Source organism: Actinospica robiniae DSM 44927, from assembly GCF_000504285.1.
Lineage (GTDB): Bacteria > Actinomycetota > Actinomycetes > Streptomycetales > Catenulisporaceae > Actinospica > Actinospica robiniae.
The window spans coordinates 8,445,458-8,471,654 of the sequence record NZ_KI632511.1 but is presented as its reverse complement, the minus strand read 5'-3'; the positions used below and the strand labels follow the sequence as shown (position 1 = coordinate 8,471,654).

16 protein-coding genes are annotated in these 26,197 nt (G+C 66.5%); 11 read left to right on the top strand and 5 right to left on the bottom strand.

Annotation, left to right across the window (positions count from 1 at the left end):
- Positions 1-3 precede the first annotated feature (3 nt).
- From ACTRO_RS36470 to ACTRO_RS51550, 5 genes are all read left to right on the top strand, one after another.
- Positions 4-1,428, top strand: a complete 1,425-nt coding sequence (locus ACTRO_RS36470) for an FAD-dependent monooxygenase (protein ID WP_157436640.1) — start codon at positions 4-6, stop codon at positions 1,426-1,428.
- Positions 1,429-2,084: 656 nt separating this feature from the next.
- Positions 2,085-3,710, top strand: a complete 1,626-nt coding sequence (istA, locus tag ACTRO_RS36465; protein WP_034270599.1) for an IS21 family transposase — start codon at positions 2,085-2,087, stop codon at positions 3,708-3,710.
- Positions 3,707-3,931: a hypothetical protein gene (locus tag ACTRO_RS36460; RefSeq protein WP_034270596.1), complete on the top strand. Its 225-nt coding sequence runs from the start codon at positions 3,707-3,709 to the stop codon at positions 3,929-3,931. The genes istA and ACTRO_RS36460 overlap by 4 nt, the downstream gene beginning before the upstream one ends.
- Positions 3,928-4,701, top strand: coding sequence for an IS21-like element helper ATPase IstB (istB, locus tag ACTRO_RS36455; RefSeq protein ID WP_034270593.1), 774 nt, complete (start codon positions 3,928-3,930; stop codon positions 4,699-4,701). Before ACTRO_RS36460 ends, istB begins: the two co-directional genes overlap by 4 nt.
- Before the next feature lie 95 nt (positions 4,702-4,796).
- Positions 4,797-5,210, top strand: coding sequence for a transposase (locus ACTRO_RS51550; protein WP_051451931.1), 414 nt, complete (start codon positions 4,797-4,799; stop codon positions 5,208-5,210).
- Positions 5,211-5,215: 5 nt separating this feature from the next.
- Here the strand turns inward: ACTRO_RS51550 and ACTRO_RS36445 are convergent, their stop codons facing one another.
- From ACTRO_RS36445 to ACTRO_RS36435, 3 genes are all read right to left on the bottom strand, one after another.
- On the bottom strand, positions 5,216-8,479 hold the full coding sequence (locus tag ACTRO_RS36445) for a hypothetical protein (RefSeq protein WP_034270590.1): 3,264 nt from the start codon (positions 8,477-8,479) through the stop codon (positions 5,216-5,218).
- A 724-nt stretch (positions 8,480-9,203) separates the two neighbouring features.
- Positions 9,204-10,337, bottom strand: a complete 1,134-nt coding sequence (locus ACTRO_RS36440) for an IS630 family transposase (RefSeq protein ID WP_034270238.1) — start codon at positions 10,335-10,337, stop codon at positions 9,204-9,206.
- Positions 10,338-10,669: 332 nt separating this feature from the next.
- Positions 10,670-12,151 (bottom strand): recombinase family protein, encoded by a 1,482-nt coding sequence (locus tag ACTRO_RS36435; protein WP_051451930.1) that lies wholly within the window; start codon positions 12,149-12,151, stop codon positions 10,670-10,672.
- 430 nt (positions 12,152-12,581) lie between these two features.
- On the opposite strand from ACTRO_RS36435, the gene ACTRO_RS36430 reads away from it, so the two are divergent.
- Positions 12,582-14,066: a YopA family protein gene (locus tag ACTRO_RS36430; RefSeq protein WP_034270587.1), complete on the top strand. Its 1,485-nt coding sequence runs from the start codon at positions 12,582-12,584 to the stop codon at positions 14,064-14,066.
- Positions 14,067-14,369: 303 nt separating this feature from the next.
- Positions 14,370-18,536 (top strand): alpha/beta fold hydrolase, encoded by a 4,167-nt coding sequence (locus ACTRO_RS44415; RefSeq protein WP_051451929.1) that lies wholly within the window; start codon positions 14,370-14,372, stop codon positions 18,534-18,536.
- Positions 18,537-18,554: 18 nt separating this feature from the next.
- On the opposite strand, the gene ACTRO_RS36420 is transcribed toward ACTRO_RS44415, so the two are convergent.
- Positions 18,555-19,463, bottom strand: coding sequence for a hypothetical protein (locus ACTRO_RS36420; protein WP_157436638.1), 909 nt, complete (start codon positions 19,461-19,463; stop codon positions 18,555-18,557).
- Positions 19,464-19,772: 309 nt separating this feature from the next.
- Between ACTRO_RS36420 and ACTRO_RS36415 the strand changes: the two genes are divergently transcribed.
- Together ACTRO_RS36415 and ACTRO_RS47730 are read left to right on the top strand one after the other, a co-directional pair.
- Positions 19,773-21,038: a hypothetical protein gene (locus ACTRO_RS36415; protein ID WP_034270581.1), complete on the top strand. Its 1,266-nt coding sequence runs from the start codon at positions 19,773-19,775 to the stop codon at positions 21,036-21,038.
- A gap of 190 nt (positions 21,039-21,228) precedes the next feature.
- Positions 21,229-21,612, top strand: a complete 384-nt coding sequence (locus ACTRO_RS47730) for a hypothetical protein (RefSeq protein ID WP_157436637.1) — start codon at positions 21,229-21,231, stop codon at positions 21,610-21,612.
- Positions 21,613-22,122: 510 nt separating this feature from the next.
- Here the strand turns inward: ACTRO_RS47730 and ACTRO_RS36410 are convergent.
- Positions 22,123-23,607 carry a recombinase family protein gene (locus ACTRO_RS36410; protein ID WP_051451928.1) on the bottom strand — a complete coding sequence of 495 codons (1,485 nt, stop codon included), beginning with the start codon at positions 23,605-23,607 and terminating at the stop codon, positions 22,123-22,125.
- Between the two features lie 642 nt (positions 23,608-24,249).
- Here ACTRO_RS36410 and ACTRO_RS36405 point away from each other — a divergent pair.
- Positions 24,250-25,491, top strand: a complete 1,242-nt coding sequence (locus tag ACTRO_RS36405) for a PP2C family protein-serine/threonine phosphatase (RefSeq protein ID WP_034270578.1) — start codon at positions 24,250-24,252, stop codon at positions 25,489-25,491.
- Between the two features lie 230 nt (positions 25,492-25,721).
- Entirely contained in the window at positions 25,722-26,186 is a 465-nt protein-coding gene (locus tag ACTRO_RS44410; RefSeq protein ID WP_051451927.1) for an STAS domain-containing protein, read from the top strand.
- Positions 26,187-26,197 lie beyond the last annotated feature (11 nt).

Sequence of the window (26,197 nt, the reverse complement as noted above, 5' to 3'; positions counted from 1 at the left end):
GAGATGCTGGAAGCGATCGGCGTGCTCGACGAGCTGATCGATTCCGGAGTGCGGACGACGGCGCTGGAGATGAATCCGGCCGGCGGCAAGCCCTTCCGCATCGAGTTCGGGAGCGTCGACAGCGCGTTCCCGTACTCGATCATGACCGCGCAGAAGGAGACCGAGCGCATTCTTACCGGGGCGCTGGCCCGGCATGGCGTCACGGTGGAGCGAGAGTCGGAGCTCACCGGCCTGACTCAGGACGAATCCGGGGTAAGAGTTCTTATACGACTGTCCGACGGCTCGGTCCAGACCGCCACGGCGCCCTATCTGGTCGGCGCCGACGGCGCGCGCAGCGCCGTGCGCCACCTGCTCGGCACCGCGCTGGAAGGCGACTTCCACGGCGAGCGCTTCCTGGTGGGCGACGTCGACGCGGAGCACGGATTCGACCCGCACACCATGTATACGTTCTTCTCCCCGCACGACGGCCTGTTGATGGTCTTCCCGATGAAGGGCAACCGGGTCCGGTTGATCGCGCAGGTCTCGAACACCGAGGACGCTCCGGCGACCGAGCAGTGGCTGCAGCGCGTGACCGACGAGCGCTCAGGCGCACGCCTGAGCATCACGTACGCCAGATGGCTGACCACATTCGACATCCGCCACGCTCAAGTGCCGCAATACCGTCACGGCAGAGTCTTTCTGGCGGGCGCCGCCGCGCACGTGCACAGCCCTGCTGGGGCACAGGGCATGAACACCGGTATACAGGACGCCTTCAACCTGGGCTGGAAGCTGGCTCTGTGTGTCACCGGGGCGGCCGGATCGAAGCTGCTGGACAGCTACCACGCCGAGCGGCATCCGGTGGGCGCGCACGTGATCTCCTTCACCACCAAGATGACCAAGGCCGCGACACTGTCGCACCCCGTCGCGCAGCGCATCCGTGATGGTGCGATGCATGCCGCGACCGTGCTCGCCCCGGTACAGCACGCGATCGCGCAAACGGCCGAGGAGACGGGGATCGAGTACCACGGCAGCCCGGCGGTCGTGCCAGGCGGACTGAAGTCGAAGCTTGTCCCGGGAGACCACCTGCCCGATGCCCTGCCGGAACTGCGCACAGCGCTGGCAGCTGAGACGAGCCACGTGCTGGTGACCGTCGCCGCGCCTGTCGCGGCCGAACTGACCGGAGCCCTCGGCGCCGTCACGCGGCAGCTGCTGGTCGCCGCCGGCACCACCGGGATCCCGGCCGAGAGCGGCACGGCCTACGGCTCGCACGGGTACGCGATCACGATCGCGGATCCGCAGGGCCTCGCCGTGACACGCTTCGGTCTGGCTCGCGGCGGACGGATCCTGGTCAGGCCGGACGGGTACGTGGCCGCGCTCGCCAGCCTCACGGACGACGTCTCGCTGCATGCCTATGAGGCTGTCCTGACCGACTGGCCGGCCCGATCCTGATCCGGGGCGGGCACTTCGATCGAAGTTTGGCGGTGCCCCGACTCCGACGACGGGTCCACTCCGCGCGCTCGTTCAACACGTAACGGATGCGGCTGTTGATCCAGAGTTGAAGACCCAGATCGACAGCGCCTTGGCAGGGAGCTGGGGCCGCTGCCGAACTGCTGCTTGTTGCGGATCTGCTCGACTGCGAGCCGCATCCACCTCGTCTTCATCGGCGATTGACAGCTACTTCTCAAACGCGCCCTGGAGACCTGGCGTGAGCAGTCGGGAGATCAGCTACTTGCACCAAGGCCCCGCCCGAAAAAAGCGCCGGACGAGCTCCGGTGCCCGTAGTGGGCATCCTGAGACGGGTCGCGGGGCACCTCTCGCACGACCGGCTGATGTCGCGCGAAAGTGGCCGCCTCGTCGCTGTTACTGCGCTGAGCTGGGAGGATGGCGCCGCGTAAGCCGTATCGCAGTGACTTGTCGGTGTCGGCGGTCACGTAATTCCCCATCCTGACGGTTCTGCCGTCACGTAATTCCTCACCCCGTCCGTCACGTTATTCCTCAGTGGGAGCGTGGCTGGGGCTGGTGGTCTGGTCGGGCCTCGTCCGTGTGAGGCTTCCTCGTCAGCGACTTGACGGCGAGGGAGCACGATGGCGAGGAGAACCTTTCAAGTGATGGACATTACGGAGATTCTGGTCCATTGGTATGCCGGCCGTTCCCAGGTCGAGCTCGCGCAGTCTCTCGGGCTGGACCGTAAGACGATCCGCAAGTACCTGGCTCCGGCGATCGCGGCGGGCTTCGCTCCGGGCGGGCCGGTGATGGGCGAGGAGGACTGGCGGGTGCTGGTGCGGTCGTGGTTTCCGGACCTGGCCGACGCCTCGGTGCGGCAGATCACCTGGCCTGCGATCGCGGTGCATCGGGACTACATCGTGGAGATGCTCGCAGCCCGGGTGCACCAGTCCACGATCCACCAGCGGCTGCGCGATGAGCGGGGGCTGGTGGCTTCCGAGTCGAGTTTCCGCCGGTACGTGGCGGCGAACCTGCCCGAGGAGGTGCGCCGCGGCCAGGTGGCCGTACTCAACCCGTCCGACGCGGTGGCGGGGCAGGTCGCGCAGATCGACTACGGGCGGCTGGGGACCTGGACGAGCCCGCGCACCGGGCGCCGGCACCGGATCGAGGCGTTCGTGATGGTGCTCGCGCACTCCCGGCACATGTTCGTACGCCCGGTGATCGCGCTGGACCAGGAGTCCTGGACGGCCTCGCACGTGGCGGCGTTCGAGTTCTTCGGCGGGGTGCCCGCCCGGCTGGTGCCCGACAACCTCAAGACCGGGGTGGAGCGCCCGGACCTGTACGACCCGAGGATCAACCGGTCCTACGGGGAGTTGGCCGCGCACTACCGGACGCTGGTGGACCCGGCCCGCGCGATCAAGCCGAAGGACAAGCCCCGGGTCGAGCGGCAGATGCCTTACATACGCGATTCGCTGTGGCGGGGGCGGGAGTTCGCCTCCTTGGAGGCGATGCAGGCCGCCGCTCGCACCTGGTGCATGGAGGTGGCCGGGATGCGACGGCACCGGGGCCTGGACGGGGCGGCGCCGCTGGCGGTGTTCGAGGCGGCGGAGCAAGGCGCCCTCGGCGCCTTGCCGCGTGAGCCGTTCACCCTGGCGGTGTGGTCGAGGGCGAAGGTGGGCCCGGATATCCACGTGAAGGTCGGGCGGGCGCTCTACTCCGTGCCCTGGCGGCTGATCGGGCAGAGCGTCGACGCGCGTTCCACGGCGCTGATGGTGCAGATCTTCCACAACGGCGAACTGGTCAAGACCCACGTCCGGCACGAGCGCAAGCGCACCGACCTGAAGGACTACCCCGAGGAGAAGATCGCCTTCCACATGCGGACCCCGGTGTGGTGCCGGGAGCGGGCCGCCGAGGTCGGGCCGGGGTGCACGCAGGTGATCGAGTCGCTGTTCGAGGTCAACGCCCTCTACCGGCTGCGATCGGCCCAAGGGGTGCTGCGGCTGGCCGAGAAGCACACCGCCGCACGGCTGGAGGCCGCCTGCCACAAGGCGATCGAGGCCGGCGACCCGTCCTATCGCACGGTCAAGGGCGTGCTCGAGGCCGGGCTCGAGCACGACCCGGTGCCCGAGGGCAGCGGCGACGGCGGCGCCGCGGCGTTCCTGCGCGGCCCTTCGCAGCTGTTCGCCGACGTCATCCCCCTGTCCCTACCGGAGGCGCCCGCCACGGCGGACACCGGCGCGGCGACCGGTGCGACCGTGATCCCCATGCCCGGTGTGCGGGCGTCATGAGCCCCGGCGCGATACCCCTGGACCCGGTGACCGCCCGCGATCTGGCTGATCTGACCGCGCTACTTGCCGAGTTCCTCGAGGCCTCCGGCGCGGCAAGGGCCGGCCTGCGCCGCTTCACCGCCGAGAAGCCCGGCTACCACACCGAGCAGATCATCACCGACCTACGCGAGTACGCCCGCGACCTGGACCGGGCCCTTCCCCACGTAAGGAATCTCCCATGAGTATCCTGCAACCCCCGCTGCATGCGAGCCTGCGCGCCCTCAAGCTCTCCGGCATGCTCGACACCCTCGACACCCGCCTGGCCCAGGCCCGCGCCGGCGACCTCGGGCACCTCGAGTTCCTCCAGGTCCTGTGCGAGGACGAGATCGCCCGCCGGGAATCGGCCGCGATGAACCGGCGCATCCGCCGCGCCCGCTTCGAAACCCCCTCCACTCTGGAGGCCTTCGACTTCGCAGCAGCCCCGAAGCTGCCGGCCGCCGCCATCCGCGATCTGGCCGCCCTGCGCTGGCTCGGAGCCGGGGAGTCCGTGGTGCTCTACGGCCCGGTCGGAGTCGGCAAGACACACATCGCCCAAGCCCTGGGCCACCTGGCCATCCGCTCCGGCGCCGACGTGCGCTTCACCAAGACCGGCCGCCTGCTGGCCGACCTCGCCGGCGGACACGCCGACCGCACCTTCGAGCGCCGCCTACGCGAATACGCCCGCATCCCGGTCCTGATCCTCGACGACTTCGCCATGCGCGAACTGACCGCCACCCAAGCCGACGACCTCTACGAACTGGTCACCGAACGCGCCACCCTCGGCGGATCCATGATCCTGACCTCCAACCGGGCACCGGTCGACTGGTACCCCCTGTTCCCCAACCCCGTGGTCGCCGAGTCCCTCCTCGACCGGCTGATCAACACCAGCCACCAGATCTTCATGAACGCCCCGAGCTACCGGCCGAACAAGCGCCCCCGACAGTCGGCGACCGCTGTCCCCATGGACAACTAGACAGAAGTAGAACACTCACGATAGAACATCAACCAGAGGCCCGACCCTGAGGAATTCGGTGACGGCAGGCCTGGGGAATAACGCGACGGTCGACATTGTCGGACGCCGAGTTGGCGCTGATCGAGCCGCAGGTGGCCGCGCGGCGCGCACCGCGGCTCGAGCGGAAGGTCAGCACGGATCAGCCGCTGCACGACTTGCGCGAGACCACGAACGTGACGCTGTACGTCATCGCACGGGATGACACCTGGAAGTACCTTCCGCACGGCTTTCCGCCGTTCAAGACGGTCTACGGGTACTTCGCCGCCTGGCGCGACGACGGCACGACCGAGCACATCCACGACGTACTGCGCCGGCGCGTGGCCGCACTGAGGAGCCGAGCGCGGTGGCGATCGACTCTCAGACCGTCAAAGCCGCCACGAAAGCGCAGGCTGGGACCGTCGGGTGTGACGGGAACAAGAAAAGTGGGCGGCTACACCGGCCAACCCATCAGAACACGACGATTTTCGTGACGCTCCTAGCTAACTTTGAAGCTCAGCAGGTGAGCCGCGCTCTTCTCACGGACGGAGAAGTGCCCGTACACGGCGAACCGGACCACAAGGCGGAGCATTTCGTCACGAATCAATGTCTTGGCCTGACGGTCAGCTTCGGCGGAGCCCGCTTGGGGCTGGCCACCTTGCTTAGCCAACTCTGCAAGGTAGTTAGCGACGGATTGTTCCGCCTCCTTCTGCTCGGGCTCACTGATCGTGAGCACGGCCTCGAGATGCTTCGCCGTGTTTGAGTGCGCCGGCTCGAAGTCGACGAAGTTCGCGAAATCGATGATGAGAATCTCGTTGTTGAGGGCACCTATCTGGAAGACCGGTGTCGTTCCGATGAGTCCGGCGAACTGCCACTGGGCTTCGAGGCCGACAAGGCCGAACTCTCGCAGCGCCGCCTGCCGGAGTTCCTCCTGCTCCGTCAAAGGCGGCTGCGCCGGCGTCTCGCTGGGCCTTCCAGTCGCAGTCAAGCCGAGCGCCTCACGTAACGGCGTTGAGAAGGGAATGAGGACGACGACCCGAGCGGCGTTTGCTCTAGTCTCAGGCTCGCGAGGCTGCTGCAGTTTCGCGCAGGCCGAGAGGACCGCGCCTTGGGCGTCGACAATGGTGGTCTGCTGCGTTGCCGTGTTGTCCCGCGCGACTTTGAGGAAGGCCGCCATCACATGGCCGGCTAGCATCTCGCCCAGACTCGTTGCTGCGTCCGAGAGGTCAGAGTTTTCGCCGGTCAACAGCTCGCGAGGGATCGCCGATACGGCTTCTGCCGACGGCGTGTCGCTACTGGGCAGGTCGGCGGAATAGGCCGGCTTCGAGCCGGACCACGAGAGAAGCCGACCGGTCAGGTCGAAGTCGTTGAAGCGAGCCCCGGCCTCGGATTCAAACCGTGTCCGGCTCTGCTTGTTCAAGGGAGCGTGGATGACGCTTTCCGCGGCACCATCGCGCGCGTCCTCCTCCTTCTGTGAGATCACCGCGATGATTCGCTCTGCACGTTGACGCGCTGCCACCTCGTCCACGCCGTAGCGGTTCAGCCAGGCGAGGTACCGGCTGAGCGCGGTGCGGACCGCGGTGCGGATGGCCTCGCCTTTCGTCAGCGCGAGCTCTGGGCTGGGGGCGCTGCCGTCGATCAGCTCCGGGCGCATCAGTAGGGCGAGGATGATGACCTCGAGTAGATCGGAGCTTGGCCGAGTACCTCCGGTGAAGACCACTCCGAGGGTGGATAGTTCGTTGTCGCGGAGACTGCGTTGGCGGTCGTGCTCCCTCGCCTGGTCGAGAGCCGCCGGAAGAGTTTGCCAGAATTCTACCGGCGTTAGTTCGGCGAGTGTGTTCTCGACAGCGGCATTTCGGGCTTGTGGCGAGGTTGGGTGGATCGCGCTGCTGTGAATGAGTGTCCCGTCCCCGTCCAGATGTACGGCGGTGACCAACAGCCTGAGGTGCATGGCGCGCAGTTGCCTTGTAGCGTCATCAAGCGCGCCGGTGAGCTCGGTCTGCAGGGCCGCGAACTCGCCTATGGATGAGACTTCCGCCGGGGCTGCCATCCGTTCAATCTGTGTCCGTGCTGAGGCGGTGAACGAGACGTGCCGCCACCGCGCGAGGATCTGGATGATGGTCGGCCCGTCATCGACCTCGACGGCCCTCCGTAGAAGGCTCAGCATTCCTTCATTGATCACATTCACTTGCTCGATCAAGTGGCGTGCCGCCGTGAACGAGGTTCGCCAGGCCTCCTGCGGGGCGTTCTCGTAATCGACGCTGAGTGCGCCGAGAACCAGAGTGCGGATGTCTCGTTCCAAGAGCGAGACTGGCGCGGTGATTGTCTCGTTGATGCGACGGCGTGCGGCACCGTCGGCCGGCGGCCATGTGGCGCCGGACTCACGCACCTCGTCTACCACGGCGCTATAGGCAACCTCGAAGGTCTTCATCAGGGCGGCAACTGAGGCTTCGGCCCGAAACGTGGCGGCTCGCTGTGCGGCCTGGCGCACCAAACTGGCGGCTTTCCGGCGAAGGTCCGCGTCGCGGCTGATCGCTGCGGCTCTCGCCTGACTTTGAAGCCGCTCGATGATGCTCAGGGCCACGGGGCGATCTCGGCCCAGCCAGAGCCAATAGCCTTGTTCGGTGGCGGTGGAGTAGCGCCGTTCGTGCGCTCTGTATGCCCTCCAGACCGCATCCAGCATATCGCCAGTACTTTGGATTCCTTCCACCGCGTCGACTGGGCGATCGGCCCTAATCGATTCGAGAGCCTCGGTGTGGAGTGCATCGAGCGCTTGGAGGAATCGATCGGGCCCGACGTCGCGCACCTTCACACACCGGCGGGCCCACCATCTGACTGGCGGCCATGCCGCGGGGTCGATGGTGAGAAGGACCTGACCGGTCCCTCCGCGCAGTCTCCTGCCGGGCCAGCAGTGGATGACCGGCTGTTGAAGCTTGCGAACCTTCGCGTACCGTCGCAGAGCATTAAGCCGCCACGGCGACAGGTCGTAGACGACTACGGGTGTCGAGCGATGGACTTCAACATTGCGACCGCGGATCGCCGTAGAGGCGTAGAACATTTGCCGCGGCCCGCCGAACTCGCGCTCCATGAAGTCGATGGCGGCGGCCTCCCCGATCTCCCGCCGCAGTGCGTCCCCGAGCACGTTGGCGCGGTACGTCAATTGAGCTGATTGCGCCGTTGCCGGATCGATCGCTCTGATGGTCAACACGAAAAGGACGCCGATGGAAGCGACGGATGCGAGTCCGAGGATGATCGCGTCGGTTACCGCGATGCCATGCCCGTCATTTGCCGTAGGAGTCGACGGGGCTATCTGACGGCCGACGCCAAGCAGTACCAGGCCGTCGAGGATCATGGAGACCACGCCGAGCGCGACGATTGGCAGCGCACCCGAGCGGCTCAGAAACTCTCGGTAGGTCACTCTTCCGCGAGTCTGCGGCAACAGGCCGAACACGAACACCGCCAAGGCCAGGGCAAGCGAGACGGCGCCTGCCTGAACTTGCCAGAGAGTAGTGAGAAGCCCGGTGGTCGCTGCCCCGATTCCCCATGATCGCCTGAGCAGGTAGCTGAGAACTACAAGCGCTCCAAGACCGAAGATGGACAACAGAGCCAATCCGAGCGCACTACTCAACGCGTGGCCCAGAAGCTGGATGACAGCCCGCGCTCCGAGCGGCCACGGGGGCTCGCCAGCCCCGTCACGACGGGCACGCGCACGCTTAACGCGCAGCTCCTTCGCAACGCGCCGTCTCACGGAGCTGATCATCATGACTGCTCGCAACCTCCATACCATGAGCGAACGCCGGACTGCTCATCATACGGAGACGTTCTCCCTCTGAGCGCACACCAAGGTCATCCACCCGCGTCCAAGACATGCGGACGATTCGACTGGGCTCAGAAGTTGGCGGCGAGCCGTGGCCCTGTCGGTATCTCCCCGGACAGGATGACGCCGTGCCGCGTGGCGGCGACTGTAGGTCCAGCGGGCCAATCGAAGGAGGTTTCGGCTACGGCGCAAGGTGCGGTTGTGTCCTCCTGGCTTCACTTTAATTCTTGATAATGAGGACCAGTCCGCCGGCGATGCCGCACGCACCGAACCGCTCCAACCGCGCCTGAGCCTGGCGCACCCCGGTCATCCGCACCCACCACCTGCCCACGCCCGCGAACCCAACCTTTGCGGAAGATCCGCATCGACGCTTACGGGCATCGTCTCGCCCGTTGCCGACTGGGGAAGACACCATCTCGGTTCACCCGAAACACCAGCTCGCACGAGGGCACGCTCTGGAGTGGATCAGATATCCGATTACGCTCCGAGAATCGCCCACTCAGGCTTTCGGGGGCCGCCATGCGGCGGCCCCCGAAACTGGCACCCTACGTGTCAGGATCTCTCGAAGTCTTACGCCTCGATTGCGCTGAATCGGTTGACGCGAAGAAGGATCCTCGCCATACTCGAGATAGAGGCTCAGTGTGACGCGGAGCGTTCGGCTAGTGCCGTATCAGGCTACGTTCGCCCGGTTGACGATGCGGCGTAGTTCGCGGTTATCGGCGTTGCGGTTCCGCCAGGCGATGTAGCGGCGGATCATGCTGCCCTGTTCCTGGTGGGTGTGGTGGTCGGTGCCGTCGAGAGCGAAGTAGCGCAGGGCTGTGAACTGGGCTTCGATCCGGTTGAGCCAGGAGCTGTTGGTCGGGGTGTAGGCGAGCTCGACGTTGTTCGCCTTCGCCCATGTCCCGACTTTCTGGTCACGCCGGGTGCTCAGGTGCGGGGAGAAGTTGTCCACGATGATCGCCATGCGCATTTCGCGCGGGTAGAGGCTGCGTATGTACCGGCAGAACTCGAGGAATCGGGTGCGGGTCTTTCTCGGCCGTACGTGCCCGTAGAGCCGGTCGCGGCCGAGGTCGTAGGCGGCGAACAGGTGGCGCACGCCGCCGGTGCGGTGGTAGGTCGCGCGCAGGCGCGGGCGGGGCTCGCGTCCAGGTTCCTTCGCGTTTCCGCTGATCGCAGCCCATGCTCGGCCCGGGCGCGGTTGCAGATTGAGCGGCCCGAACTCGTCGATGCAGATCACGATCTCGGGCTCGCCGTCACGCGGCTCGGCCTCGCCGTCGGCGATCGCGTACAGTCGCTCGATCCGGGCTTTCTTCTGCTTGAACTCCGGGTCGGTCGAGCCCTTCCACGTCTTCAGGCGTTGAAAGGTGACGCCTTCCTCGCGGAGCAGGATGCGCAGGCCCTCGTGGCTGATGTCGTCGACCACCCCCTCGGCGACCAGGAAGTCCGCCAGTTTGGACAGGCTCCAGGTCGAGAAGGGCAGGCCGTGCTCGGCCGGCTTGGTCTTGGCAATCTTCTTGATCTCCCGGCGCTGCGGGAGGGTGAACTTCGGCGGGTGACCGCCGCGGTAGCGCGGGTAGAGGGAGTCGAACCCGTCCGCGTTGAAGTTGTGGATCACATCCCGTACGTGGTCCTCGCTGGTGAACGCGACCCGCGCGATGCCGGCGACGTCCATGTTCTGCGCTGAGAGCAGAACCATCTGCGCCCGCCGCCAGGTCACCACCGACCCGGTGCCCCGGCGCACGATCCGCACCAGGCGTTTTCCCTCGTCATCGTCAATCTCACGCACTCTGACACGCTCGGCCACCGACCCAGTCTCACGGATCAGGGCCCGAACGCCAAGCCACCCGGTCGAACAAGCTCGACCGGGTGAATGTAGCCTGATACGGCACTAGTTGCAGATCAGTCGGACACATAATTTCCCCACGGAGAGCTGTTTTCGGGCAGCTCTTTTTGGCGTCTGAGCTCGGGTTTCTCCCGTCTCAGGCGCTGCGTCGTTTCAGGCAGGGTGTCACCTCCTCACGTAATCGTCTTGCGGCGTCGGGCGCCGTCCGGCTTCCTTGCCTCTCCTCTCAGGGTCTCGTCGTGCGGTGTCGGGGTGGTGCGATGTGATGCCTGACGCGTGTGTCCGGGACGCGGTCAGACGGTGATGCGGATGGGCAGCTTCCCACTGACCTCGAGGGTCTTGGTGGGGTGGTGGTAGGTCAGGGTGCGCGCGGTGCGGCGCAGTTCGTCGATCACCTCCTGTGGCGTCGGAGTCACGGCCTTGGGCGCGACGGCGCGCCCGGGTATGGCGCGCGCGGGCGTTGCCGCCTTCACAGTGGTCATAGTCGTCGCTCGGTCGAAGACGAGTCGGTGGTGGAGCAGTGGCATGCGGGCGAGCAGGTGGGATTCGCGGACGTACGCCTGGGGTGTCCGGCTCGCGGAACTGCTGGCGCTGGAGTGTCCGTGCCGGCAGCGGTATGCGGCGGCGCCGTTGTTCCAGGACCCTTCCATGCGCCGGGCGCACTCGCCGCACAGCAGGATCCCGGTGTATCGGTAGTCGTGGACCTGGTCCGGGCGCGGGCTGTGGGTGCTCTGGACGGCGACGAACTGCTCCTCACTCACGAGGGCCTCGTGCGCGATGGGGATGGAGATGACCCACTGGTCTGGGGCGTTGCGGCGCACGTGCTGGGCGAAGCCGAGGGCGAGGTTGTCCTCGTCGACGAGTTCGTGCTTGGCAAACGTGCGCTTCCACACCGCATGTCCGGTGTAGACGGGGTTGGCGAGGATCGCCTGCACGGTCGGGATCTGCCAGGCCACACCGGCCCGGTGCGGGTTCCGCTGCGGGTCCGCGGCCGAGGGGCACGGGATCGCGGCGTCGTTCAGGGCCCGTACGATCCGGGCCAGTGTGTGTCCGTCCAGGCGCATCTGGAAGATCCAGACGACCACGGGCGCGGTTTCGGGGTTGGGCTCGAGGCACAGCAGTTGCCGGCCCCAAGCGGCGTGCTGGCGCTTGGGGTGCGGTCCGACGGCGACGAGCCGGCAGCCGTAGGCGGGCCGGCCCCCGACGTACCGGCCGTAGTCGCGCACCAGCGCGGTCATCGCCCCCACGGTGCGGGCCCGGGCACGGATGATCTCGCGCTTGGCCAGGATCCCGAGCAGCGCCACGAGCTCGTCGTGTCCTGAGGTGACCGGCCCGCCGACCTCTGGCATCCACAACTGCACGCCGTGCTTCTCCAGCAGCGGCAGGATCAGCGAGGCCTGGTTGCCGTAGAAGGCACGCTCGTAGGAGCCGATCACGATCGCGTCGAAGCCGCGGTTCGGATCCTTGATCGCCTCGATCAGCCGCGCAGCTTCGGGGCGCAGATGCCAGGCCAGCGTCCGGGACCGGCCGCAATCGAAGAACTCCTCGGTGATCCGGCCCTCGCCCGTGATCGTCGCCTCGGCCTGGTCGTGCTGCCAGGCATGCGAGGTGACCGGGTTCTGTCGATCCTCCGTCGAATACCGCCCGTAGAACGCGAACCTCAACAGCCCACGCCCGACCTCGACCGTCCGCGCCGCAGCAGACGACGCCCACGCGCGCAGCGCACCGACCCCGCCCGCCGCGGGCGGTGCGGTCCTGGTCGAGGTCTGGGTCATCACGCGCTTCTTCCAGTCAGCGGAGGTCGATAGATCGGAGGAGTCGGTCTCTTGTTGCTCAGCGTCCGTCCTAGCAAACCGGGGTGCCAGTCTTCCTCGCGGAAACCGTTCAGGTCAGCGAGCGCACGCGACGCCACACCCAAGCGCACGGGCGGCGCACCGCATGCACCGACGGCTCGCTGTGGACTGCTCTGGCCTCACGCGAGTACGGCGCGATTCCTCTTATCACCTAGGAAGACAACGCCCAACGCCCGTTCGAGGCGCGACGGCCATCCCATCTGCTGGCCGAAGCGGCCTGCTGAAGGTCCAGCATCTCCGGGCACGTGTTGGGGCCAGAGGAAGACGGCAGCGGCAGGCACCCGGGGCGGAGTGTCGGGTTCAGCGCATAATTGCGAGCACGTGGAGTTCGCGTTGCCCCATCATCGTTGCTATGACGTCGGACGCGCACGGTGGTGGTCGGGATGAGCCCTCGAACGAAACCCTCGACAGCCCCTGCATCGAGTTCGGCACCGGGCAGCCGCTCTATCCCCAGATCCTCAGGCACTTGTACACGCCGAACGCCCTAAACGAGCCGATCGCGCTTTACCGCGGCCAGTACTGCCTTCCCCCTTCGGACTGTGACGAGTTGGCCTACCACGGCACCATCGAGCTCAAGTGGCTCCCGCATCCCCAGATCGAGGCGTGCGGCGAACGCACTCTGGAGCTTCGCGACCGCTTCCGAGCCGAGTTGGCCCGGCGGGCCCAGCAGCCCGGAACCGCCTGGGTGATCATTCCCGGCGTGCGTCTGCCCGGTGTGCCCGGAGTGCCGCCCAAGCCCGCGCAAGCTGCTGTCAACACCGCGCCAGCCTCCGGGATCGGCGAGCAGCTGACCACCATGGTCTTTCCGTCTGAGTTCGGCGACGGCAGCGCCCTCTCGCGTGTCACCGGGCTGGTTGTGAACGGCTTCGACGCCGGCGACGGATCGCCCGTGATGGACCCGCGCGGTCTGAGGTGGCCGGTGAGCGCGCGCACCATCGGTAAGGGCGGCGGATGGGTGGTGACCGTGGACAGCCTCACTTTGAGCGACGCGGACTGGAAGGAGCTGGAACGCAACCACGGCTATCAGGCCACGCACGTGGTCGAGCTCGCCCGCGAGGACGGGGCGTGCTTCACTGCGGACCAGGCCGATACGGCACTGGAAGTGATCGGGTACGGGTTGACGATCGCTCTTGGACGGCACGTGTGCGTGATGCTGCCGGTCGGCTGGCAGCAGGAGGAGGCGGTCTGGACGCGTTGGCGCTTCCGCAGGATCGATCCGCACAGCGGCTCGGGCACCTGGCTCGACCATATGGTCGCAAGCACGCAAGTCGGCGAGCTGCTCGGCCGCATGCTCGAGATCTGGCAGGACGACCTGAGGCGCGAGACGCTGCGCGACGCCTCCTCCTACCTCGTCCAGGCCCAGGCCGGGCAGGCGGAGCTCGGGATCACGCTCCCGATCAGCGGGCTGACCCTCCTCAGCTACAGCCATCTGGTCGAGGAACTCGGCACGCACAGCAAGGCGCAGTGGGACAAACTGTGGGTCGAGGGGCAGATCCGCGAGCTGATCACCTCCCTGCGCAGCGCTGCCAATCTCGAGGTACCAGCCGACCAGGTGTATCTGGAAGCGCTGCGCGCCAGGCTGGCGGCGAAATCGTCGAAGGCCGTGTTCGATGGCCTGTCCTGCATCGTCAAGATGCGCAACGCGATCATGCACCCGAGCCGCGGAGAGCGTTCGGACTGGACGTACGAGGAGATCGTCGAAGGGTACCTGCTGGCGACCCACCTCTTCGAGATGGCCCTGCTCGCCTACGTCGGTTATCGCGGCAAGGTTCACCCGCGTATCTCCGCGGTGCGGATGGCGGGATACATCGAAGACGTGCCCTGGGCAACGGCTTGAGCCCTAGTGTCGTCCGGTCCTGCCTCCCCAAGGTGAAGCCCGGACGCGTCTGATCCGCCTGCCATCTGCCGCGTTCTCCGCGCATCGTGTCGGCGGACGCACAGGCCCCCTCGGAAGCACCGCATCTTCCGCGGTACACGCTGGTGATTGGCCCCCGGGCCTATCACGAGCCGGGCCAGAGCGAGTGCAGTTCGTTCGGGTTCCGGGCTCAACCTTGCAGCCGGTGTCGGTGGTGTTCAGTAACCTAGTCGGGCATCTCGGCCGAGCGCCGACGACGACGGTGGACTCGGAGAGGCGGCGCGAGTGCTGGGCGTGGTTCTGGTACACGGCGTGAGGTCCAACCACAAGACGTGGGAAAAGTTCGCTGACCTGATCGAAGGCGACGAGGACCTCGCGGAATCTGTGTGCCTGGTTAAGCCGTGGTTCGAGTACGCCACGGGCATCTGGTTCCCGAGCGGGGGGCGGCCGAGGCTTTTTCAGCGGATGCCGTCCATCGACACGGCTGCGGACAAGCTCAAGTCGCACCTGGCCGCGTACGCTGACGACTACGAGCGCCTCGTCCTGATCGGGCACTCGATGGGAGGCCTGGTCATCCAGCGGCACCTCGTGCGGATGCTGCACGACGGACGGGGTCTGGAGCTCCAGCGCGTCCGTCAGGTGGTTCAGCTGGCAACCCCGAACACCGGCTCCGAGTTGCTGCGCAGCTTGCGGCGGGCGCTCGTGCTCAACAACCCTCAGGAACGAGGGCTGCGGCCGCACGACGAACCGGTCTCCGACACTCTGCGCAGCTTGATGAGAGATGTCGTTCGCGCGCCGGCGGTGCCGACAGCTCACGGCTGCAGGATACCGTTCACCGTCTTCGCTGGGGAGAAGGACGGGATCGTCACTCGTGCATCGGCCCAAGCCACGTTCGACGATACGGGAGTGCTCCCCGGAAACCACTTCAGCATCATCCAACCGCCGGACAGGGATGATCTTCGCTACGCCGCCGTGAAGCGGCTGATCCTTGGAGCCGTGCGGAGCCCTGATCCGCCTGTACCGGATCCGCCTCCGCCAACTGAGATCAACAGGCTGGCGATATCCGCACTGCTGGACCCGGAAGCCTACTTCCGCCGCAGCGAACGCAGCATCCGCTTCACCCATCAGTGGAAACTGGTCGGGCGTGAGGCAGAGCTCAACGGCCTCCTGCAGTTCATGCGCGGCGGGCACGGCCGACTGGGGGTGCTGGTCGGGCGCGGTGGCCTGGGCAAGAGCAAGCTCCTGCACGCAGCAAGCCAAGGCGTGTCAGCCGACGGCCGCGTGCACATCAGATTCCTGGACATCCACGCGCCCTACGATTCGCACGCGCTCGCGGATCTTCCCGCGGGCGATCTCGTCGTCGTGATCGACGATGCCCACACGCAGCCGTATCCACTGACGGCTGTGATCAATGCCGTGCTCGAAAAGAACGAGCGAGCTCGTGTCCTTCTCGCCCTGCGGCCGTACGGCCAGTCGGTGGTTCGTGGTCAGCTGATCGCCGCGCGCTTGGCGTTCGACGAGGCATTTGCTGTGCGGTTGGAGCATCTGCGTGACGAAGACGCGCAGGATCTGGCCCGCGAGGCTCTCGGCACGCGCCACGCGCACTTTGCGCCTCGTCTCGCCGCCGCGGGTTACGACCTTCCACTCGTGATCGTGGTCGGCGCGGCGCTGATCAAGAACGGCGAGCTCGATCCTAACCACCTCGAAAGCAACGCCAGACTACGCGCCGCAGTGATGGACTCCTATGCGGCGGTGGTCGGCGCGGACGCGGCGGCCCAGTCACTCACCCGCGCCGAAGTCCTGACCGCCGTTGCCGCGCTGCAGCCGGTGCATGCGCATGACGAAGTCTTCAAGGCGGCGCTCTCGGGGATCGTGGCTCTACCATTCCGCCACGTTCAAGGCGAGCTCGACGAATTGGAGCGCATGGAGGTACTCCTCGCCCGCGGCTCAAGCTATCGCGTGGTGCCCGATCTGCTCGGCGACATGCTCGTCGCGCGAGCGGCATGCGGCAGCAAGGGGATCACTTCCACCGGATACATCGACGACGTCCTGCCCCACGTCGAAGGCGATGCCCTCGAGAACCTCATCGTCAACGCCGGGCGCATCGACTGGCAGGAACGCTCGAACCGCCCGAGCCGTTTGCTCGACGGACTGTGGGCCGCAGTGCAGCGGCGCTTCCGCGAGAGCGACTCCCACAAGCGGCTGGCGATGCTCAACATTTTTGCAAGGGTCGCCTTCTTTCAGCCCGCACCCTGCCTAGAACTCGTGCAATGGGGTGTGGAGAACCCCATCGCCGGCCATGGTCAACAGGCGGCAGACATCACAGCCGCCCAGAGCCTCCTGGCGGACGCCATCGGCCCGGTACTGCGCGGAGTCGCAGCGCACCGCGAGTACTTCGCGCCCGCCGTGGACCTGCTGTGGAAGCTCGCCCTCGACGACACTCGCGAGCCTGGGCGCTATCCCGCCCATCCGCTTGCAATCTTGGGCGGCCTGGCGAGATACACCCCAGCAGGGCCCTCGTGGCACCAGGAGCTGATGGTGGATGCCGTTGTCCGATGGGTCGGCGCAGCCGGTGGCGGCTCTATGGATCCCCTCACTGTCCTGTCTCCGTTGCTGGCAGCCGAAGGTCAGGAAGAGTCGTTCAGGCCCGATGCGCTGGTGTTGAGCAGTTTCCTGATCGATCCGCTCCACCCGCCCACCGCGGCCCTGCGCGAGCGCGTACTGAACCTGGTCTTCGAACGCCTGCGCTCCCCGGAACCGGGCACCATCGCGGCCGCACTGGGTATGGTCGGGGCCGCACTGTTCGGGCCCATTGGACGCTTCGGCGAGATCGCGCCCGAAGTCAGGGCACTCTGGGAGACCTCTCACCTCAGCGTCCTTTCAAGGCTTCAGGCCCTGCTGGAAGACGTTGTTCTCCCGGCGGCGCTCTACGTGTCACTCCGCCTGAAGATCCAGTGGCTCTCGGAGCACGGAAGCGCCCCGATCAGGGAGGCTTGCCGCGGGATCTTCGCCACGATCCCGACCGAACTCCGCAACGACTTGGCGCGCGCGCTCCACAGCGGGCCGATCGACCCGCCGGCGGACATGCGCGTGGAACTGGACCTTGAGTACCGCAACCGCGCCCAGCAGGACCTGTTCTCCGCCGCGGGGGCCAGACTCCGGGAGCTCGGGGATGCTCAAGCTGCTGAACTGATCGAGCAGCTGATCGACGAGCTGCACAACCTCATCGGAGACGAAACAGGCCAGCCGCGCCCCTTCCTGTTCGTCACGGTACGAGCCCGTCCCGCTCTGGGCAGGTCCCTGCTGGAGCGGGTTGCCGCCTCGCCTGAGGGCCAACTCGCCGGGCAGTGCTCCATCATTCTGCTCGCCCTCGTCGAGACAGCCGGCGAGGCGGCCGTCGGAGTGGCAAAAGATCTGCTCGCCACCGGTCATATGCACCTCGCCCGCGAAGTCGCCCTCGTCTTCGGGCTGCAGCGCGGACAACGCCAGTCCCTCCTGGACGGGGAACGGGAACTGCTGCGGACCCTGACCGCCCACGAAGACGCACGTGTATCCCAGCTGGCGTTCGGGGCAATCCGCTCGCTCGCCCAGACGGCCCCTGAACTGGCCGCGGAGCTCCTCGTCATCGTCCCACCCGATGACGAGCGCTTCGCCTGGGAAGAGTTCGCGACGTTCGTCGGCCCGCGAGGAGCCCTGCCTTGGCGCCTGATTCCCGAGGCACTCCAGGAACAGATCTTCTACAGCCTGCGGCAGCGCGACTCGCTGGAGGGCTACGCGCTCGGCGAGCTGCTCATCCAACTCAGCTACGACGATCCGCGGCGGGTGTTCGAACTGCTGCTGGGCCGGGCGAAGGCATTGAACAACCAGACCGCAGCCGGAGGATTCTCGCCGCTACGCAACAGGTCGACCGAGAAATACCGATTCCGGGAGCTTCCAAAGTTCCAGGACTATCTACGCGAGGTCCGGGCCTGGTTCATCGACGCGCCTGCCTCCGGCTGGCGCTCGGTGGTCGGTCCGCAGCTGTTCTCGGCTGTCGCCGGCACATTCGATGAAAGGGTCATCGAGGTCATCGAGGAGTGTTTTGTCGCACCGACCATCACGGGTATGAACGCCGTTGCCGTGATGCTTCGCAACGCCCCGAAGAGCCTGCTGGAAAACCTTGAGTTCATTGTCGCAGCCTTGCACGCTGCGCGGCAGGCTGGCCCAGAGTGCCTCAGCAACCTCCAAGGAGCGCTCCGTGGGGTGGCGTTCACCGGAAACCGGTTCGGGATGAGCTGGACGCATGTAACGGATACAGGAGATCAGAGATCGGCAGCAGCAGAGCTTGCCGACCGATGCCCGGCGGGAAGCATCGAGCAACAGTTCTATCAGTCGATCCTTGAGGCGGCTGACCGATGGAACGCGTACCTGTCGGCAAACGACGGTGTACCCACCGACGACAGAGACTGGTAGATCGGCCAGCCCGCTTCATCAGCGGAGCGGACTATTGTTCGACGATTCCGAGCGAGATGCAATCTGCTTCTCAAGCTCGGCAGTCAGTTGCTCTCGTCGCTTCTTGTTCTTCTTCTCCATCTCCGCATAGTGTGCGGCGAGCGCTGGGGGCTGCGGTAGCACCATGCTTTGAGACCGAGAGAGCCAGTAGGTGCGGGAGCGTTGCGGCGCCGGTCCGCTATCGAAGTACACTGTTTTAGGATCTCCGGGCGGGCGCAGGCGCCAGCCTGCGGCCACGTCCTTGATCGGGACGATCGGGGTTCCGATCAGCATTGGATACCACCAGTCATCGACGCCGTTGTCATTGTCGTCATGCACTGTGATCCAAACTGAGCCCCACGCCGGTGTATGGCCGACCTCGCCAGCCTCCGCGTACTTGTAGTTCAGGGCCCACTCGGCGAGCGGCGCCCGCGCCTCGAGCCAGAACGACCACGCTTGACCGGGCGAAAGTGAAAAGCTGTGTTCGGTGTCGAGCACGCGCTCACCGCTGTTGGGAATCGATTCGATGAGAATTGCGCCGACTGCCTTGCCATAGACGATCTTCTCGCTGCTGTTGGTGAGCTTCATTGCGCTCCGCACGGCGAGCATCGTCTGTTGGTCTCGTGGGAAGTTCCATGTAGTAGCCGGCGGGCACGGATTGGCGCGTCCGTCGAGCATCGTGGACGGCAGCAGCGGTCCAGTGAACTCGCCATAAGTCAGGTCGACCGTGGCCGCGTTCTGGTCCAGCCGCGTACGCGCGGAGTCCACCGCGATCGCTGTCCACTGGTCTCGTGACAGCTTGCCTTCCTTGACGAGCCTTCGGGTCAGCTCGGATGACCATGCTGTCGCAAGTGCCAATGCGCCCGTCGCAGCGCCGCCGAGCGCGATGAGGTCGTTACTCACGTCCACAGTGCGCAATTCTATGGCCGTGCACGGTTGGCGGCGACAACCGGCGTCGGCCCGTGGTAAGTCCGGTTGCGCTGGAAGTGGGCCCGACGTCCCTGGCGGTGTCGAGTGGTTACCAGTGACATGTGCGCCGACCCGCAGGTCTGGGGTTAGGCAGGCGCCGCCCATGCGGGGAAACGGGAACTGGCATCCACTAACTGCGGGAGGCGCCGACATGATTGCGCGGTGAGCGCCGCGCATGATCTACGAGGTGCCAAGAAAAATCTTCGGCTCCCGCGGAACGGATTCGGGAAGTAGTGTCGTGGAGGGTACGTGACTATCACCACCGCGACGACGGACACAGACATGGCCGAGGGATCCGCGCTCTCCAAGGACGAGGACGACGAGACCTACTGGCGCTCGCAGCTCTTCCTGGACGCGAGCGAGCAGGACGCGCAGCCGGACTGGTATCCGAGCCTGAGCAACGTCTCCACCGGCATGATGTACAACGCCGTGCTGCGCGCCCACGATCCGGAGCCAGCCGAGTACGTGACGATCCCGATCGCCACGACCGGCCGCACCGCGCAAGATCGCGACCTGGAGCTGGCCGTGGCGAACTGGAACATGCAGTGGGAAGCCGCCCAGTACCGCAGCCTGATGTTCGACGAGGAAGAACTCCCGTCCCCGGTCAGGGAGTTGGCCGAGCGCGGCGAGTTTAACGTCGTGTTCGTCCCGCGAACCAGGTCGCGGTACTACGAGCACGCCCCGCTGTTCCACCTAATCCCCAAGGCGATGCTCGACAGGCACGGCCTGCCCCAGATTCGGCGGGGTTTGTGGCCGTTCACGATGGATACGGCGGAACCGGACCGCTATCTCCCCGAAGACTTCGATGTCCGCCTCTCCCGAGCGTGGGCCTCCACCGTGTGGAGTCACCTCTTTCGCAAGTCGCCGCTGAATAGATTCAGCGACTCCGACCCGATCCGCCTCTTGGCCCACAACCTCGACTTCTGGCTGCCGGCCGGCACGGAAGTGGTCCAGGACGTGTTGCGCGGATTCGGCGAGACCGACCACGGAATTACCGCGCACCCCGTCCACTTCACCGACGGGACGGTCTTCGACGGTGGTGTCAGGGCCAATCCTCGGATGGGCGGGCTGCTGTGGTGCGGCGAGGAAGAGGCTGAGCAGATCGTGAGGCAGACTATCGAGACGGCCGACACCCACGGACGGCTCCGCGAGATCCTCGAAGCCGTGCGTTCCAACCGCGTCGAGGAGGACTTCTCCGACCGGTGGAGCTACGCCCGAGAAGACTTCGAACGGAAGCTCTATCACAAGCGGTTGAAGGTCAAGGTCCGGTTCGTGGAGCTGACCGAGACTGTTCCGGTCCAAGGTCCGGAGACCGAGGTCCTTGGCAACATAGTCACCGGCGACTTCCTCGCAATTTTAGACGAACGCGACCGCCAGGTCGTCGTGCTGCTCCACAGCGGTGTCACCAACCTCACGCAGGTTGCCGAGGTGATGGGCTACGCCAACCACAGCGCTGTCTCCAAGCGGCTCGGGCGGATCCGCAAGCAAGCCGCCGAGTTCTTCGACCTCCGCTGACCACCTCGCCCAAGCGAGTCGGGCGCTCACGGCCATGGGGCCCAGCAGTGGAATGCCGGCGGGCATCGCGCGTCGATGCCCTGAGACCGGCGCGATTTTGCCGATGCCCTGCTCGAATAGCCCTTGCACAGGATTCTGCTGTGCTGGGCTGCTCAGAGTGCGGGACAGGAGACCAACAGAGAGTTAGCCGGTGAGCAGCATAACGAGAGCGAACGAGAACCAGGCGGGCCAACTTGCGCCGACGGCGAAGGCGGGAATCAAGGTCGATGTTGCAAGCCTCGGGAGCATTACCGCCTCAGCAGAGTTGACTGAAGACCGTGCGCACATTCTGACCGCCACGGCGATCGAGATTGTCGGCGTGGCGTCGGCGTCGTTGCTGCCGCTGGCGACTCTCTACGCGGCCCGCGGAGTGCTCACGGCAACAGAATGCCTCGTAATAATCGGCGCGCAGTTCGCCCTGGTCCTTATGCTCACCGTACGCGCCTCGGCTCGGCTCCAACAGCGACGCTTTACTGGCAAACGTGGCCCGTCAGCACAGTCTCGGCCGGCCAGCCATGGTGGCCCCGAGATGTAAGCGGAGCGATGCGCCCGCTCACATCAGAACCTCGTACGGGAACACCAGTCGGAAGACCATCGCGCCCGGCGCCGCTTCGGGGGCCGTCATGTGACGGCCCCCGAAACAGGTACTCTGCTTGTCAGGATCGCTCGAAGTCATGCGTCTCGATTGCGCCGAAGCGCTTGACCTATAAGAAGACCCGAGTCATACTCGGAGTAGTGGTCCAGCTGACCCTGAGTGCCCATCCAGTGGCAGATCTTCGACAACACGCCACTGATTTGGCGGGGTTCGGACACATAATTTCCCCACGAAGAGCTGCTCGCGGGCAGCTCTTTTTGGCGTCTGAGGTCGGGTTCCTCCCGTCTCAGGCGCTGCGTCGTTTTCGGGCAGGGTTTCACCTCCTGACGTGATCCTCTTGCGGCATCGGATCGCCGCCGACTTTGGTGCCTCTCCTCTCGGTTCTCGTGGTGGCTGTGGTCGTGGTGATGCTGGGTGGTGTGCTGTCTGGCGCGTGTGTCCGGGACGCGGTCAGACGGTGATGCGGATGGGCAGCTTCCCGCCGTCGACCTGAAGGGTCTTGGTGGGGTGGTGGTAGGTCAAGGTGCGCTTGGTACTGCGCAGTTCGTCGATCACCTCCTCCGGTGTCGGAATCACGGTCTTCAGTACGTTGGTCCGCTGGGGTAGGGCGCGCGTGGGCGTTGCCGCCTTCACAGTGGTCATAGTCGTCGCTCGGTCGAGGACGAGGCGCTGGTGGAGCAGCGGCATCCGGGCGAGCAGGTGGGATTCGCGGACGTACGCCTGCGATATCCGGCTCGCAGGACCGCTGGCACTCGATTGCCCGTGCCGGCAGCGGTAGGCGGCGGCGCCGTTGTTCCAGGATCCTTCCATGCGCCGGGCGCATTCGCCGCACAGCAGGATCCCGGTGTACCGGTAGTCGTGGACCTGGTCCGGGCGCGGGCTGTGGGTGCTCTGGACGGCGACGAAATGCTCCTCACTCACGAGGGCCTCGTGCGCGATGGGGATGGAGATGACCCACTGGTCCGGGGCGTTGCGGCGCACGTGCTGGGCGAAGCCGAGGGCGAGGTTGTCCTCGTCGACGAGCTCGTGCTTGGCAAACGTGCGCTTCCACACCGCATGTCCGGTGTAGACGGGGTTGGCGAGGATCGCCTGCACGGTCGGGATCTGCCAGGCCACACCGGCCCGGTGCGGGTTCCGCTGCGGGTCGGCCGCCGACGGGCACGGGATCGCGGCGTCGTTCAGGGCCCGTACGATCCGGGCCAGCGTGTGCCCGTCTAGCCGCATCTGGAAGATCCAGACAACGACGGGCGCGGTGTCGGGGTTGGGTTCGAGGCACAGCAGCTTCCGGCCCCAGGCCGCGTGCTGGCGCTTGGGGTGCGGTCCGACGGCGACCAGGCGGTAGCCGTAGGCGGGCCGGCCCCCGACGTAGCGGCCGTAGTCGCGCACCAGCGCCGTCATCGCCCCCACGGTCCGGGCCCTGGCGCGGATGATCTCGCGCTTGGCCAGGATCCCGAGCAGCGCGACCAGTTCGTCGTGTCCGGAGGTGACCGGTCCGCCGACCTCGGGCATCCACAGCGCCACGCCGTGCTTCTCCAGCAGCGGCAGGATCAGCGAGGCCTGATTGCCGTAGAAGGCACGCTCATAGGAGCCGATCACGATCGCGTCGAAGCCGCGGTTCGGATCCTTGATCGCCTCGATCAGCCGTGCGGCCTCGGGGCGCAGATGCCATGCGAGTGTCCGGGACCGGCCTCGGTCGAAGAACTCCTCGGTGATCCGACCCTCGCCCGTGATCGTCGCCTCGGCCTGGTCGTGCTGCCAGGCATGCGAGGTCACCGGGTTCTGCCGGTCCTCCGTCGAATACCGCCCGTAGAACGCGAACCTCAGCAGCCCGCGCCCGACCTCGACTGTGCGCGCAGCAGCAGACGACGCCCACGCGCGCAACGCGCCGACACCGCCCGCCGCGGGCAGTGCGGTCCTGGTCGAGGTCTGGGGCATCACGCGCCTCACTGAGTCGTTCGAAGTCTGCCTGTCCAATGAGGCGGCTCCCGTGGGCATACCGTCCTCCCTGGCTTGTCGCAGCGCCAGTCATCGCGCCAGAATCCGCCCAGGCGAGCGAGCGCGCACAGTACCGAACCCCGGCACGCGGTACGGAGGGCCGCCTCGGCCGCGCCTGCCAATCACCTCTATCGATCAGCGAATGACTCTGCCGGTGGGAGATGGGAGGAGGCTCCTGTCTGGAGTGGTGGCAGGCCGGAGAACACCGCGCTCATAAGATGATCTACATCGCGCACGACCCATCATGGAGGGTCCTGACGCTCCGTTACCACCGGAGGTGCGACAGAGCCGAAGACCGTACAGTCCCAAGATCCCTGCTACACCACTCGGCGGGACGCCATCGGAGGTCTGTGTTCTGACATGCCGCGTTTGGAGCAATGAGCTCTTGCGGATGGTTGGCCGCGACATTCTGTACGCGTTGAACGCTTGCGCCCGGAGCCGGTGTCCATGGCTGCGTGAAAGGGCCTTCAAGGGGACCGGCTGTGACCGCCAGGGCGGACCCGAGCGTGTCGGGACCTGCATCGGCTACGTGGAGGCGGGTGGGCCGGGCCGGTTCTGGCGGGCGTTGAAGGGAAAGCGGCGATGGCGCGGGACCAGCGGCGGCGTGACGTGGACGTGGTGGACCGGTCCGAAGGGTTCGGTGAGCGTCTGCTCGGGGTGCTGCTGGACCGGGCGCACGAGATGCCCCCGGCGCTGATCGCCCCGCTGGTCGCCGAGGAGGTTGCCAGGGTGGGCGGGCGCGACGTCTCGATTCTGCTGCAGGACTACGGCCAGCGGATGCTCGTGCCGCTGCCTAGGCGGCGGCTGACCGTCGGCGAACCCGAGCCGATCGGCGACTCCCCCGCCGGCACGGCCTTCCTGCACGCAACCCCCGTGGAAGTCCCGGAGACCGACGGCGTCCGGATGTACCTGCCGCTGCTCGACGGCAGCGACCAGGTGGGGGTGATGGCCCTGACCATGGACGCCGTCGACGACGACGACCGGCGGCTGCTGCGCCGCCTCGCCGGTCTGGTCGCCGACACCATCGTCACCAAACACAGCTACACCGACCGGTTCTTCCAGGCCCGGCGCCGCGAACCGATGAGCCTGGCCGCCGAGATCCAGTGGTCCCTGCTGCCCCCGCTGGCGATGACCGTCCCCCAGGCCAAGGTGGCCGGAATCCTCGAACCCGCCTACAAAGTCGCCGGAGACAGCTTCGACTACGCCCTCAACGACGACCTCCTGCACATCGCCATGATCGACGCGATGGGCCACGGCCTGGACGCCGCCACGATGGCGACCGTCGCCATCGGCGCCTACCGGCACGCCCGACGCTCCGATATCGGACTGGCCGAGATCTACGCGTTCATAGACCGGGCCATCGCCCAGCAGTTCGGCCCCGACCACTTCGTGACCGCGCAGATGATGATCCTCGACATCGCCACCGGCCGTCTGCAATGGGTCAACGCGGGCCACCCCGCACCCCTGCTGATCCGCGACCACGAGGTGCTCGGGAAACTCGAGAGCCCGACCACCCTCCCGGTCGGCTTCGGCGGCGAACAACCCCGGATCAGCGAGCAGACCCTCCACCCCGGCGACCGCGTGCTCTGCTTCACCGACGGCCTGATCGAAGAACACGAAGCCGGCGAAAAGCAGTTCGGCGAGGAACAACTCATCAGCTGGATCAACCGCACCGAGCACGCCGAGAAAGGAGTGCGCGCGGTCGTACGCGCCCTCTCGCACGCCTTGATGCACCAACGCGGCGGCACGACCAGCGACGACGCGACCTTACTCATGATCGAGTGGCGCGGGGGCGTCGCCGACCACCTCGCCACGCTGGATTGAGCCGCAGACTGCACCGCCACCAAGGCCCGTCGATGGCCGCGCGTCCCGCGGGGGTGTCATGTGGCCAGACGGTGAGGTAGGGTACAGATACAACCACCTCATGACGCTCGGGACTCAGGCGCCGTGATCCCCGGCGCAGGGTACGCGATGGGAACGCGGTCGGCCCGAAGCGGCCGAGCGGCCCCGGTGAGCGCGCCCGGTGCATCCGCATCCGAGGACGCGAGGCCGACGTGAACGTGTTCGTGAGCAAGTGCGACGGCTCCTTGAGGGTCATCGCCCTGCGTGGAGAGATCGACGTGGCCGCGGTGGAAGACCTGCTCCTCGAGGTGACCGCGTTGGCCGAACCCGCACGCGGGCCGGTCTTGCTGGATCTCTCCCGGGTCACCTTCATGGACTGCGCGGGTTTCGAGGCTGTCTGCGCCGTGAACCGACAGGTGCGCGCCGTCGGCGGCACCGTGCGTGTCACCGCGGTTTCCCCCTCGGTCGCCCGACTGTTCCAGCTGGTCGGCGCGGCCGGTAGGACGCCGTATGGGCTGGCCTGGCCTGTTGCCGCGCGCCAGGTACCGTGTTTCGCCGCGGGTAATGCCACGCACCGGGCGAGGGAACGCACCGTCCTGTCGGCCCTGTGCGCCGGAGCGATCACCGGTCGCGGGGCTGGAGAACGACGGCTCGTGCGCCGGCATCCGGGTCTGTGACGCCGATTCCG

Coding starts and splice junctions, on each gene's coding strand:
- ACTRO_RS36470 (WP_157436640.1), top strand. CDS start 4: ATGCTGGAAGCGATCGGCGTGCTCGACGAGCTGATCGATTCCGGAGTG.
- ACTRO_RS36460 (WP_034270596.1), top strand. CDS start 3,707: ATGAGCCCCGGCGCGATACCCCTGGACCCGGTGACCGCCCGCGATCTG.
- istB (WP_034270593.1), top strand. CDS start 3,928: ATGAGTATCCTGCAACCCCCGCTGCATGCGAGCCTGCGCGCCCTCAAG.
- ACTRO_RS36445 (WP_034270590.1), bottom strand. CDS start 8,479: ATGATGATCAGCTCCGTGAGACGGCGCGTTGCGAAGGAGCTGCGCGTT.
- ACTRO_RS36435 (WP_051451930.1), bottom strand. CDS start 12,151: ATGACCCAGACCTCGACCAGGACCGCACCGCCCGCGGCGGGCGGGGTC.
- ACTRO_RS36430 (WP_034270587.1), top strand. CDS start 12,582: ATGACGTCGGACGCGCACGGTGGTGGTCGGGATGAGCCCTCGAACGAA.
- ACTRO_RS36410 (WP_051451928.1), bottom strand. CDS start 23,607: ATGCCCCAGACCTCGACCAGGACCGCACTGCCCGCGGCGGGCGGTGTC.
- ACTRO_RS36405 (WP_034270578.1), top strand. CDS start 24,250: ATGGCGCGGGACCAGCGGCGGCGTGACGTGGACGTGGTGGACCGGTCC.